The following is a 14,177-nucleotide window of genomic DNA, read 5'->3' as shown; positions in this document are numbered from 1 at the left end:
TTTTTCTCATAGTTTTGCTTTTTGACTTTATTTGGTTTGGAGTAAGCACTATAACTGTCTTGTAGAGTTTGTAGAAATTGAAATCTAATATAATCATTGATTGTATCTCCCTTTTTTTATTCTAAAAATCAAAAATTAAGATTTTTAATACTTTTGAACAAAGTTGGATTAATTTTTTAAGAAAATTTAAAGCAAACTTTATTTTGGATATTAAAACAGGTAAATGGTAAAGAAACTGTAAATATTAATTTTATTTCTTTATTTGACTATGATTTATGCTTCGATGGATATAAGGCTTTAATGTTAATATACACAAAACATGATAAGGTTAGTCAATGGAAAGAAGTAGGAATTACGCCTGTATAGATTTGGGATCTAATTTATGCAGAATGTTAATAGGTTATAAAAACGAGAAACATGGCGTTACTGTGCTTAAGTCTTTAATCAGTCAAGTCAAATTAGGTGAAGATATTTATAAAAATGGATTTGTAAAAGAAGAAGCAATAGATAGATGTGTTAATTTTCTTAAAAAGTGTATGAAAGTTGCTAAGAATTATAAAGTCAGAAGAATAGAATCTGTTGTTACAGCTGCATGTAGATTAGCATCTAATAAGAAAACTTTGTTACATAGAATAAAAAATGAAACAGGTTTGAGTTTTCGGATGATAAACCCAGATGAAGAGATATATTTTTCAGCTTTAGGCTGTTTAGATGTTATGCCTTACAAGGATTGTTATGTAATAGATATGGGTGGCTGTAGTACTGAAGTAGGTTTATTTTCAAAGAGAAACAATAGGATATATCTACAGAAATGGGTTTCTTTGCCTATTGGTATTTTAAAATTCCAAGAGAGTGGAAATGAGCAGCATTTAACAGATGATTTAAAGGATATTATGAAAAATTTTTCTGACTCACAAACTGAAAAACTTCCACTGATTTTATCTAAATCTGGGATAATGAGTAATATTTCTAAACATATATCTCAAAATAGTAATGTAGATCCTGAAGTGTTCCATGGGAAGATAATCAGCAACTCTAGAACAGAGCAGATTTTGGATGAAATTATAAGTAAATATAAAAATGAAGGCCTGAAAAACAGAAACCACTCTACATATGGCAGTTGTAAGTTTATGAAAGACTTGCTTCATACAATACAAAGCACTGAAGCTATAGTCATGTCAACAAAAGGTTTAAGAGAAGGCTTGCTGTACAAGCTTTGTAACAATATTTATTAATTACACATTCTTTATTTTATTTACGTATTCAAGTAGAAAATTTTAAGGAATAATAATGTAATAAATTCAAATTTTTGGTGTGTTTATGTTAGGAAAAGTATGAGTATAACAGGATTTGAACCTGTGACCCCCACAATGTCAATGTGGTGCTCTACCGCTGAGCTATACACTCTCTCAGAAATCAATCTATCACAAGATTAGTGGACCTGTCTACATTTGTGATATAGATTTAATATAATACTTGAAGTAATATCTGGAAAAGATGCAAATTTTTTTGATCATCAGTTAGTTAGCTGATCTTCTTCGTATTCTTCAGTTTCTTCTTCGGATTCCTCAAGTTCCTCTTCTGACTTTTCAGATTCTTCCTCAGTTTCCTCTTCATATTCTGAAGAATTACTTTCAGTTTTATCTGAAGAACTTTCATAATTGTTAGTGTGAACAGGAACATTACTTTCTTCTGAATCTGCATCACTATTTCTTTCACAGTATTCAGAATACGTTTCGCTTGGTTCAGATTCTTCCTCTTCTTCAATTAACTCTTGTAGATGTTCTTTCATTACTTTGAATGCTTCTTCTTCAGCTTCATTCTCGGATAAATTATCATCTATAACTTCAATATAAGAATTAGGTTTGTGATTATTTATTGTTTCTGAAGCAGAATGAAGATCATCTTCACTGAAAGAATTTCCAGTTAAATCTAGAGAAAAATCAGCTTCAGGATGTATTGATTCACCAACAAGTTTAAGCAATTTAATCATTGTAGGGCAATCTTTAATCTCTGTCCAAGGGAATTCTTCTTCACAAAGTTGTTTTTTATCTTCTATACCTAGATCCTTTTCTATTCCTCTGTAATCTATATCATACCAGTATATGGATTCATCCCCTCCTAAGATTTTAATAGCTTTTACATTCTTAGCTGATAAAATTATAGGTATGAACTTTTCTATTTCTGGATCATTTAAATTTAGATTAGATAAGTTAATGTGTAAGTTAAAATAACCAGGTAGTGGTGAATTTGTATTATAATCCAAGAAATCTCCCAAATATCTCACAGCTTGAAATGCTGTAAACATTCCTTCTTGTGAATCTAGAGTTGGGTTATAAAATCGTTCACAAAATGCATTTATATTAATGCAAAATTCGTTTAAGTTGATTTGAATAGAATTACATCTAGGGTTATTTGTTTTTAGTGAATCTCTTAGATGTTCTATAGTTTTTCTAAATTCCTTCAATTTATCAGGCATGAAGTGTGTTATTTTACTTAGAGATCGCATTATTGATCCAGAGAAGATTCTGCTATACCCATTTGTACATAAGATGAATGAAACTATTGCATTTAGTTTTTCTGTAATTGATTCTAGTCTTTTATCTAAATCTGTGAATTTGCAGTTTTCTGATTTATTGAAACTTGATTCTTTAGAAACATCCAAGAAATATCTATACCTATGATACTTGCCAGGTATATGGAATGGAAAGTTAACTTCTGCATATTTATGATAAGGTTTTCTGCTTGCATTGTTTATAGTTATTCCTAAAGTTGCAAATTCTTCTGCAACAAAAAATGGGTTTAGAATTTTTATTTCATCTAAAGGTACAACAAAAATATCTAAGTATCCTAAAAGTGAGTTTATGAATCGTCCATTTCTTTTTTCAGGTTTTCTGGCTTGGTCTGAGCAGCTTCCTGCGCAAAACTTTAATGCAGAACAAGGGTCTAGAGATGTAGAAACCAGGAAATTACTATTTATATACTCACCTGTAGTTATATCTGTAGTTTCAAGTAGCATCTGAGACAATTCACTTGTTCTATCTTCAAGTTTTTCTTGGAAAAGATCATGATGTTGAACATACATTTCTTGTACAGCATGCATTGGAGATCTGAAATCTCTTTTTGTTGAATTGCTATTTCCTGTTTGAAATTTCATGGACCCTTGTTCGTACAATTTTGCAAAGTCGTTACTAAGTCTTGAGCAAGCATTTTCATCTAATTCGTTTTCAGCAGAGTACTTTGACAAGCAATCTATTCCTTGGAAATTTCTTTGTTTAGATTCACGAACAATTTTGTTTATATTGTCTTCTGTAAAGCTTGTATTAAAGTGGAACCCTCTGAAAAAAACGTACACTTCATTCGGAGCAGCAGATACAGCCAAACAAGTTAAGTAAATAAATTTGCATACATGTTTTGCTGCAAATCTGTCAGGTTTTTTTACAAATCCTAATAAATTTTGATTTTTTAACATTTTGATTAATTCGATTAATATTTTAAAGCTTTTAATAATTCACTTCCCTTATGTATAGAAGGTATTATTAAGTATAGAGCTTGAGCTGTAAAGAGCTCTTCTATTTGCTGCAGTTATTCGCGTTTCCGCTTTCTGAGCTGTCATGTCCATAACTTGGGTTACTGCTATCACTTCCATTACCAGAACCTTTAGTATCATCAGATTCTGAGTCTGTATATCCACTACTTCTTTCATCAAGATCAGAATTTTCTTCTCCTGATTCTGAAACTATTTCAGATTCTTCCTCTTCTTCAATTTCTTCTTCATATTCTGAAAAATCACTCTTTGTTTGATCTAAGGAGCTTTCATCGATGCTTGTGCATTGATTACTTTCTGAATCTGTACACCTACTTCTTCTTTCAAGATATTCGGAATATGTTTCGCTTGGTTCAGATTCTTCCTCTTCTTCCTCAATTAACTCTTGTAGACGTTCTTTCATTTCTTCAAATTCAAATTCTTCTGCCTGATTTGCATCTAAGTTTTCATCTATAATTTCAATATAAGAACCAGGTTTGTGATTATCTATTATTTCGAAAGCACGGTGTGATTCATCTTCGCTGAAAGAGTTTCCAGTTAAATCTAAAGTAAAAGTAGCTTTAGGATGTATAGATGTACCAACAAACTCAAGCAACTTAATAATTTCAGGGAAATCTTTAAGTTTTTTCCAAGGGAATAATTTTTCCTCACAAAATCGTTTTTTCCCTTCTATATCTAGAGATCCTTCTATTCCTCTGCGGTCTATATTACCCCAGTATATAAGCTCATCCATTCCTAGGATTTTAATAGCTTTTACATTTTTGGCAGACAAAATTATAGGTATTAATTTTCTTTTTTCTGGAGAATTTAAACAGAAATCAGATAAGTCAATGTGTAAGTTAAAATGACCATGTAGTGGTGCATTTTTATTGTAATCCCAGAAATCTCCTAGATATTTAATAGCTTGGAATTTGATAAACATATCTGTTTGTAAGCTTTGACTTGGATCATAATTTTCTTTAAAAACTTTTTTAAGATTAACATGGAAACAATGTTCTTGTGAATTACTGCTTCCATGATGTGGTTTTATATAGTTGCTTGGATTAAATAGATTAATAAGAGAAGATTTATTATTATTACTTTCACTTCCATGATGTGGTGCTATTAGAACAATTCTTGCTTCTTCTACAGCTTTTCTAAATAGCTTCAAGTCACTAGGTGTAAAATGTTCTACTTTGTTTAACATCTGCAAGGTAGGACCTGAGAATGTTTGTACAAACTTATTTTTAAGCAAGAAACCGGAAACCATAGTTTCTATATTTTGAGCAATTGGGGTTAATCTATTAGGGTTTTCGTTTCCTTTATTAAAAGTTTTAAATGCGCAGTTTTCTACCTTATTGAAACTTGGTTCTTTAGAAACATCTAAAAAATATCTGAGTTTGTGATACTTGCCAGGTATATGGAATGGAAATGTAACCTCTTCTTGTTCATGGCGAGGATTGCTAGCTCCATTAAATAAAGTTATTCCTAGAGTTGAGAATTCTTCTGTGACAAAAAATGGGTTCAGAGATTTTATTTCATCCAAAGGTACTACAAAGATATCTAAATATCCTAAAAGTGGATTTATAAATAATTCATTATTTACTTTTTCAGGTTTTCTGACTTGACCTTCTGGGCACCCTGCTCTTCCTGTACAAAACTTCAAAGCAACATAAGGGTTAAGGGATGTAGAAATTAGGAACTTTTTATCTATGTATTCACCTGTAGTTTCAAGTAGCATCTTAGATAGTTCACTTGTTCTATCTTTAAGCTTCTCTTGAAATAGATCACAATTTTGAACATGCATTTCTTGTACAGCATGCATCGGAGATCTGAAATCCTTGTTTGTTGATTTGCTCTTTCCTGTTTGAAATTTTATGGATCCTTTGTAGGATAATTCTGCAAAATCATTACTAAGCTGTTCGCAAGCACTTTCATCTAACTTATTTTCAGCAGAGTATTTAGACGTGCAATCTATTCCATGTAAGTTTCTTTTCTTAGAATCATTAACAATTCTGTTTATATCATTGTCTGTAACGTTCGTATTGAAATGAGTTCCTCTGTAAAAAACGTACACTTCACCTGGGGCGGCAGATATCGTTAAATAAAATAAGCAAATTAATGCATGCGATGACTTGCACGCAAATTTGTAGGACTTTTTCAAAAATTTGAACGACCTACTGAATTTATAGTTTGTTTTCGAGATCTTTATTTTAATAAAACTTTTCATAAAAAAGTACTTTATTGAATAGAAAGGACCAATCATACAAACCTCCTTAATATTATCAAAACATAAAAAACATTGTTTTCAAATAGTTTTAGAGTTGTAATTGGAATTTTTTATTGCTTTATTAATAGATTGTTAAGAGATAATGAGTATTATTTGTTATGAAAAAGTTCTATTTATCTCTGTTGTTGATATCTACTTCAGCTTGTTTTGCAATGAATGAAAGACCCTGTTCTAGAAATGGTGGTAAAAATATTGTAATGAGTGATTTTGTAGAAAAAAGAGATATGGGAGACGATTTTGATTTTTCAAGAGAAGCAACAGGAGTTTCTTTTGGGTCTAGAAGTAATACATTTGTAGATTTTGGTGAAGACGGCAAAACAGGAGTTAGTCCAGCTGCTGAATACAAAGCTTTTTTGAATGAAATAGGTGTGAATTCTAGGTCAGGAAAATATGACCTATTTGGATTTAACGGACCTGATTGTGATTTAAGTGATGATTTAATGGATGAAATGTTAAGTTCTAAGACTGGGTGTTCACTTGGTTCAGAGTCTAGTGAATCTAAAGAAAATGAAGAATGTGATTCAAGAAAAGTTGTAGAGCAGAAAGTTCCTACACTTGAACTGTAATACTAATACTTAATTTTCATTATAAGAAATACATAATAAAATAGTCCTAAAATAAACAAAATATAGTTAAATAGCGTACATCTTTTTTTATTAAGACAATCATAGTATAATTCCACCTGCAAGGGCACTTAGCTCAGTTTGGCAGAGCGTCTGACTCTTAATCAGATGGTCGTAGGTTCGAATCCTACAGTGCCTGCTTTAAAATCATATTCATATGTTGTTTACTTTCTTTACATAAATCTTTTAATTCTTTATAACCTTATATCGATGTATAAAATTAATAGTTATTTAGAATATTAATATTTTCAATAAATCATTAAATAAAAATTATTAATTAAATGTACAAGAAATTTTAATTGTGATAAAAAAAAGAATGAATTTTACTAAAGAAAACTTAAGTAATCATAAAAAACGCCAGTGGTTTGGAAGGTTCAATCTAAAGAATTTTATAGCGTTTTCTGCCACAGCGGTAGAATATTATGATTATATATTATTTATGGAAATGTCATTTTTTACAGCAGTTATATTTTTCCCTGAAAAATTTAACTCCTTATTTTATTTCTTCTCTATGGGGTATGGAGTAAGGCTTGTTGGCTCTTTCCTGATGTCTGTTTTTAAAAACAAAATAGAAAAACTGACTGGAATGAAAATTATGACATTTGCTTTGTTTAGTGTTAGTTTTATAACATTTTTTATATGTTTAATACCTCCATATAAGCAGGTAGGAATTGTATCTACATATTTATTTATTATTTGCAGAATAGTTCAAAGTTTCTTTTACGGCACTCAAATACCTTCTGCAATTTCTTTTGTTAGAAGCGGAAAAGATACTGAGAGCTTAAAAGGTATGGAGTATAGAAAGGACAATAGTTCTTCAAGTTCTTCAGAAAAAGCTGGTCTTGTGATATCTGGAGCTTCTTTGGGAACATTGGCATGTTCTTTAGTTGTGTTTTTATTATCTAAACTTTTCTCTAAAGAAAGTATAGTGAGTTTTTATTGGAAATTTCCGTTTTTATTTGGATCTATACTTGGATCTGTGATTCTGTATTTTTCTAAGCCTAGGAAAGTAGATAGCGAACTAAGTTCTGAAGAAGATCTAGAAAATAACTCTGAAAATGGTTTGGATGTAGATCAGGAAAATAAAAGTAAGTACGATAAAAAATCTAAAAGTGTATTTATGATTTATAAAAACTTAAATGTAGATGATTTTTTGGATTTCTTTTTTTCTGTTTCTATGATGTTAATGCCTGCTGTTTTGATTATAACTTATATATATTTTGCTAACTTCTTTTCTACAAAATGTTCTTATGATTTTAATGTAGTTTCTGCTTATAGATTGATAGGATATATCTCTGCTTTGTTTATGAATATATTTGCTTATAAAATAGTAAAACTTTTGGATAATATGAGATCTTTAGATATATTAAAGATTTTCGTATTCATTTGGGTTGTTTTCTTGATTTTGGCAACTAAGATATCATTTTTTCTGTTTTGCCTTTTGATGTTTACCCAATTATCAATTACTTACACAATGAACCATGCTTTGCAAAACATGTATAAACATAATAGTCATTCTTTGAACACATTATCTTATAATGTTTCATTCTTTATCGCATCTTTATCTGTATCAATGATGAACAGCTTGGTTAAGGTAATGTTAATTCCTGTGATTTTTTCTGTATTTTTCTATTTTGGAAAATCTTCCATTGAAAAGAAAAATGTATCAAAACACAGTATTTGATGACATTCAGTTCAATTTTTGAAGAATTTGAAGGAAATTATTTGATAATAACTAATATTTGACAATAATCAGTCTTATATGACTTTGAACTCAATATTTAATTTTATGCATATAGAGCCTACAGAAATATTTTTTCTTAGTTTGATTTTGTTTTGCATACCTATTTTTTTGTACAGATTATTTTTTATTAGTAAGTTTGATTTTGGAACAAGATTTTCAGGTATAAAAATATTATACGATAAGGAAAAGTTGCATATAATTTTTTTATTTATATGCTTTTCTATAATTTTCTTTGGTAGCAAATCAATAACTACTACGTTTGTAAAAAAATATATCAATACAGGAAATATGGAAACAAACATCAAAACAGAGCTAATTAAAAATCTAACTTTTGCATTACTTTTTATTTCTTGGGAAGTTACTACTTGGTTATCATATTTCTTGATGTACAAAAATGCAGAAGACAAGAAAGAAGCAAGAATACCATTAATTACTAATTTGCTTGGTGGTTTGTTTTTTATGATTTTTGTTGCCTTAAGCTTTAAATCAAAATTTTTTCTTGGTAACGAGATTGGTGACTTGAGATCTTTAGAAGCTATAAGTAACTTTTCGAAGTTTTTTTATAACTATAAGTATTTTAAGTATTTGAATTTAAATATTTCAGATTTAATAGGAATATCTGCTGCAATTTTTGTTTTAACAAAATCATCTCAATTCCCTTTTTGTTGGTTGGATTACGCAAAAAATGCATCTCCATATGTAAGTGCTTTTTTACATTCATGTACTTTAGTTAAAATGGGAGTTTTTATGTCCATGTTTCATCTAAGTTATTTACATACTAATGTATTCTTTAAAAATACAATTATTTTTTCTTCCATGATTACTTCTTTAAGTATTCTCAAAAATTTAAATAGAGAAAAGTTAGATTTAAAGAAATATTTGGCCTCTACTACTCAGATTTATATTTCTTTTTTACTTTTTTATAGCTTTGTAGTTGATAGTTTTACAATAATGAAAATGATTTTTGTACATTGTGTATATAAATCAGTTATGTTTTTGACTTGTCAGGATTTGAAGCATGCCAAGCAAGTAAACTTACAAGAGATCATAGAAAGCAAATCAAATGACAATGTAAGTATTGCAACAGGAAGTGGGGATTCGCATGAGGATTCGCATGAGAATTCAAATAAGGATTCAAATAAGGATTCGCATGAGAATTCAAATAAGAATTCAAATGATTCAAGTGCCTCGGATTATCCCTCTTCTGGCAATTACATAGCATGTCCTGAAGCTTTGAGAAAACAGCCCTTCTCTACTTTGTTTATATGGATTTCTTGTTTCTTTATTATGACTGGATTTCCATTTATATTTTCATCTGATTTATATAAAATAGAAAAACTAAAAATATTTAGTATTTTTATTAAATCTTTGCACGCTGCATTTGTTGTAAATTTCCTGTTTAAAACTAAAATGATCTCAGAGTTAAAATTCAGAATTCTAAACATAAAAAGCAAGATAAATCATAAGAAAGGCTCAGTACCTGTTTTAGAGAAAAGACACTTAGTTATTCTGTACCCTGTTTTGTTTTTGTGTCCAAGTATTTTTATTTCAGATTCAGTTAGGGAAATATTTAATTTAGGCCCTAGCTCTTTTAATTTTACTTACAATATAATTAGCTTCTTGATTGTTTCTTCAACAGGTTTCTTGATTTTTAAAGCAACTAAGTATTGCAGAATAAAATCTATATTACACAAAATTGGAGAATTATCTAATTTTAATATTACAAATTATATTTACAAAGCTATTGCTAGGAAAATGTACGTGCTAAGGGATATAAATATAATGTTTTTCTGCATTACATTATTCTTATTAAGTGTAGTTTGCCAGGTTTATAGTTCTTTTTACGAAAGTCTTTCATTTAATAGTGAGTTTAACAAGTTTATTAATGGATCATTGTTTTATGATTTGTTTTTTGTAAGTTCATTTTATGATAAATTATTTTTCTTATTTGTGTTTACTGGGTGTTTGTGTGTGTTTTCTAGAAACAAATTGAATATTATAGTTGGTCTGAACTTTATTGGACTCGGGGTTACAAGTTTTTTCATGAGATATGGAGGAAGTGATATAGCCGTTACAAATGTCATTGCAGATATATTGATTACAATTATTTTATTGAATAATGATAAATTTTGGAAAAATGACCATAGAATTGTATTCAGCTCTAAAATATTAAAAATATTGTTTTATAGTTTTTTGTTTTCTGCATTCATTGTTGCTAAAAATCCAGCCCTTTGGCAAAGTGTTTCAAGCGGTTTTTATTTCCCGAGTGAGACTACAGTAAATGATGTTGTTATAAACCTTAGGTTGTTTGACACTTGGGGGGAAACTTTGGTGTTTCTAATCTCAGGTATAGTAATTTCAAGTCAAATCAAAAATAAGAAATATAGAAAAAATAAAAATCAAACTAAAAAGTAGAATTATTAATGCTTGTAAGAATTGAATAAATATGAAGAAATGTGTGAAAACAAGAAAGTGATTTCAGACATAAAATTTTTTAAATGACAAGGTTAGATTTCAAGGTTATATAATGCAATAATTGAACATGACCTCATTTAGATTATTATTTACTTTTGTACTGATAACTTCAGTAATTAATTCTGTCCCAAAACAGAATATGAATAAGAGTGTAAAAAATTACAATAACAGCAAAAGCAAGTTAGTTTCAAAGAAATATAGCTTAGAAAGATCTTTCGATTTTAATAAGCTAGAAGAAGTTTTTAGAGGAACAACAGAAGAGCTAGATTCTGTAATCAGGCAGGTTGCTACTTCTGACATATATTTTTCGTACCTAAAACAAAAAATGTCCAGCGAAAAATGGGAAAATTTTTCAGAGTTTGCTAAGTATTTACCTTCTTTGGACTTTTCTTATGATTCTTCTTATGTTGGAGATAAGCTTGGTAATCATAAGGCAACCTTAAATGCAAGGTTGATTAGCATGGATTTAGGGTTTATATCATCTATTGTTAGAATGGATTCTAAGAATAAACTAATTATAGAAGATGCTCGATATGAAGCTTCAAAGTTTCTACTTGATGAAGTGATAAATGTATTGATTGATTTAATATCTCAGAAATACATAATTTCTTTATCTAAGCACAATGTACAAACTAGTGAGGATTTGCTGAATGCAGTTAAAGCTAGAATAAAGATTGGTGTAATGAGTAGAAGTGAATTACACTCAGCAGAAGCTAATTTGCAAAAAAGAAAGACAGATTTATTTAGAGACAAGAGAAAGTACTTGTTTTTAAAGAAGAAATTTTCTAATTACATAAAGAACTTTAAAGTTCCATCAAGAATCGGAAGAGTTCCAAATGTAGAGTCTTGGGAGAAGCAAGAAGCAAAAATATTAAAAAATTCTCATGAAATAAATAAGGCTAGAATTGCAAGAATGTATAACATGACAACTGCTCAGAAAAAAGTTTTCCAATCTGTGTTTCCTACTCTTAATATAAGTAAGCTTTTGGCTAGCAACTCATCAGGAGCAGATAAAGGTATAAAGATCTCTTTAAAATCTAAATTAGGATTCGATTCTTATACTTCATCTGTAAGCCATTCAAAAACAACTTTATATTTAAGAGAGTTTTACTTAAATGAAGTAAGAAAAATAAAAAACACTGCTTTAGAATCATTCCTTTCTTTGGAAAATAGTCTAGAGGAAAAAACAATGAACAAGAAAACATTGAGACATGAAAGGGAATCTGCAAAAGCTAAGAGATTGCTTTTCATGAATGATTTGGAACAAAGAGGCAGGAAATACTCTATAGATGAAATTATTTATGCTCAAAATGATGTTAACAATACATTTGGAAAGCTTGTTAGTAGCTATTCAAAGGCTTGCAAAGCTTACTTTACTTTAATGCACCATAAAGGTGAATTGATAGAAAAGTACTTTAGTCAAAATTCTGTTTTCGTAAACAAAGAAGATTAAAAAATAGACTCTGTTTTTTTAAGCAAATAGGATTAGAAAAATAGATTCTGTTTTTATAAGCAAACAAGGTTAGAAAAAATATAAAACAACTTGTCTGAAATACTTCTTATATATTCATATTTAGGCAATAATAAAAATAAATCTAAACAAAGTATATAAGGATTTAAGAAAAGAAATGGTGGTGTAAAATGAATAAAAAGATTTTCAAAGTATGTTTTGATATGAAGCTAGACAAAACTATTTCTATAAAAAAATCAAAGAAAAATAAATGTGAAATGTTAGATGGAAATATAACTTTTTTTTCTAATGAAGAAGATTTTCTTTTGATAGGTATAGAATTATCAAAGCATATAGGGATAGATAATTACAATGTCAATTTAGATAGTAATTATTTATTTGAAACAGAAACAAATGATCTAAACTCTAACTTTCTAAGCTTTGGAGATAAAGTAAAAAAACTTTACGAGGGATTGATGTTAGGATCTTGGAAGTATTCTGGTCATAAAACAATGAATAATGAAGATTCAGAAGCAAGCTTGGATAAATCTAATTTGGCAAAATCAGGCTTAATGGAAATTAACTTAAGTTTTGACTTAGAAAAAAGTTTGCTTGAATTTAATAACTCTAACACTAATGAATTTAATCAAACACTTAGGGATGCCATTTATGAAATGAATTTGAATCCAGAGTTAAAGAAAAATTATCTAAAAGAATGCTTAGAAAAAATAACATACGAAATTGATGAAGTTAGAAAAATATGTGAATGTACAAACTTTGCAAGAGAATTGGTGGAAATGCCAAGCAACTTCCTTACTCCTTCTATTTTTGCAGAAAAAGCAAAAAAAATTGAAAAAGAATCTGAAAACAAAAAGCTAAAAATAACAATTATAGAGGAAGTTTCTGGTGGAATATTAGAAGTTTCTAAGGGAAGCTTAGAGAAGCCTAAGCTTATAGTTTGTGAATATTATGGGGGAGAAGGAGAAATTCTCGGTCTTGTAGGTAAAGGTGTTACATTTGATTCTGGAGGACTTTCTTTAAAACCTGCTAAAAGCATGGAAGATATGAAAACTGATATGGCTGGAGCTGCCAATGTTTTGTCCATTATGAAGCTTTTGTCTGATACAAACTCTAAGAAAAATGTTGTTGCTGTAATGCCTTGTGTAGAGAACATGCCTTCTGGATCTGCATTAAAGCCAGGAGATGTAATCTCTGCCATGTCTGGTCAGACTATTGAAGTTTTAAATACTGATGCAGAAGGTAGGCTTATATTGTGTGATGCGCTTTGGTACATTCAAGAAAAATTAAATGCTAAAACAGTTATTGACTTTGCAACTCTTACTGGATCAGTTGTAGTAGGTTTGGGAGAACTTTTTGCAGGATTGTTTTCTAATGACGACTTTTTGTCTGAATCTTTGATAAAATCAGGAAAAAGGAAGTCTGAATTTTTGTGTAGGTTACCTTTGCATAAAAACTACGACAAGCTTATAGACAGTGATATAGCAGATATGTGTAATATACAAAAACCTGGATCTGGGGCTGGAAGTATTACAGCAGCTCAGTTTTTGCAAAGATTTGTTAAAAAAGATACAAAATGGGCTCATATAGATATAGCTGGAACTGCTTACACATCTCATAAATCAATGATTAATTTAAGGAAATCTACTGGATTTGGAGTTAGATTGATGTTTGATTTTATACAAAACATATAACTATTCTCTTATAGCATTCTTCATGGATCTATGGATTTAAATTGTATGATTTTTCTCTGAGAAATTAAAATATTTACACTAGAAAACAAGAATAAATGTTTAGTTTTATGTTGTAAGTTGTTATGTATAATTTTTTTACATCTTAAGAGTTGAATTTTCTTATAATGTAAGTTATTTTGGGTAGGTATTTTGTTAGAGTTTTTATATATTTGTTAATGCTTTTTCAGTGCTTTGCATAGCTTTTATTGTGATAAATATTAAGAATTTATTTAGGTTTTTTTGAGTAAGTTAATTTTCTATTAACTTTACTAAAAATTCCAATAAAAAAGCTAGAAAACTATTTGATTTGCAGAGAAA

General features: G+C 29.1%; 8 protein-coding genes and 2 tRNA genes. 7 read left to right on the top strand and 3 right to left on the bottom strand.

All coding sequences use genetic code 11. The annotated features are described in order from the left end of the window. The first annotated feature begins 335 nt into the window (after window positions 1–335). Entirely contained in the window at window positions 336–1,235 is a 900-nt protein-coding gene (locus tag FZC36_RS01810) for a Ppx/GppA phosphatase family protein (protein ID WP_148972286.1), read from the top strand. 100 nt (window positions 1,236–1,335) lie between these two features. Here FZC36_RS01810 and FZC36_RS01805 read toward each other — a convergent pair. The 3 genes from FZC36_RS01805 to FZC36_RS01795 all read right to left on the bottom strand — a co-directional run bounded on the left by FZC36_RS01805 (window position 1,336) and on the right by FZC36_RS01795 (window position 5,603). Next, window positions 1,336–1,407 (bottom strand) — tRNA-Val (locus FZC36_RS01805). 109 nt (window positions 1,408–1,516) lie between these two features. Next, window positions 1,517–3,472: a hypothetical protein gene (locus tag FZC36_RS01800; protein ID WP_148972285.1), complete on the bottom strand. Its 1,956-nt coding sequence runs from the start codon at window positions 3,470–3,472 to the stop codon at window positions 1,517–1,519. Between the two features lie 100 nt (window positions 3,473–3,572). Then, a complete protein-coding gene (locus FZC36_RS01795; protein ID WP_148972284.1) occupies window positions 3,573–5,603 on the bottom strand; it encodes a hypothetical protein in 2,031 nt (676 codons plus the stop codon). Window positions 5,604–5,914: 311 nt separating this feature from the next. Between FZC36_RS01795 and FZC36_RS01790 the strand changes: the two genes are divergently transcribed. The 6 genes from FZC36_RS01790 to FZC36_RS01765 all read left to right on the top strand — a co-directional run bounded on the left by FZC36_RS01790 (window position 5,915) and on the right by FZC36_RS01765 (window position 13,820). Beyond that, entirely contained in the window at window positions 5,915–6,382 is a 468-nt protein-coding gene (locus FZC36_RS01790) for a hypothetical protein (protein WP_148972283.1), read from the top strand. Window positions 6,383–6,504: 122 nt separating this feature from the next. Next, window positions 6,505–6,578, top strand: a tRNA-Lys gene (locus FZC36_RS01785). 177 nt (window positions 6,579–6,755) lie between these two features. Continuing rightward, the gene (locus tag FZC36_RS01780; RefSeq protein ID WP_187440088.1) at window positions 6,756–8,123 is read left to right on the top strand and encodes an MFS transporter; all 1,368 of its coding nucleotides are present in this window, start codon (window positions 6,756–6,758) and stop codon (window positions 8,121–8,123) included. A gap of 78 nt (window positions 8,124–8,201) precedes the next feature. After that, window positions 8,202–10,598 carry a proton-conducting transporter transmembrane domain-containing protein gene (locus FZC36_RS01775; protein WP_148972281.1) on the top strand — a complete coding sequence of 799 codons (2,397 nt, stop codon included), beginning with the start codon at window positions 8,202–8,204 and terminating at the stop codon, window positions 10,596–10,598. Window positions 10,599–10,797: 199 nt separating this feature from the next. Continuing rightward, window positions 10,798–12,111 (top strand): TolC family protein, encoded by a 1,314-nt coding sequence (locus tag FZC36_RS01770; protein ID WP_148972280.1) that lies wholly within the window; start codon window positions 10,798–10,800, stop codon window positions 12,109–12,111. 188 nt (window positions 12,112–12,299) lie between these two features. Continuing rightward, a complete protein-coding gene (locus FZC36_RS01765; RefSeq protein ID WP_148972279.1) occupies window positions 12,300–13,820 on the top strand; it encodes a leucyl aminopeptidase family protein in 1,521 nt (506 codons plus the stop codon). Window positions 13,821–14,177 lie beyond the last annotated feature (357 nt).

The organism is Candidatus Nesciobacter abundans (genome assembly GCF_008189525.1).
In the GTDB taxonomy this organism is placed as follows: Bacteria; Pseudomonadota; Alphaproteobacteria; order CAJXXZ01; family 1604HC; genus Nesciobacter; species Nesciobacter abundans.
The sequence above is the reverse complement of the archived record's forward strand: the minus strand, read 5'-3'. Positions and strand labels throughout refer to the sequence as shown.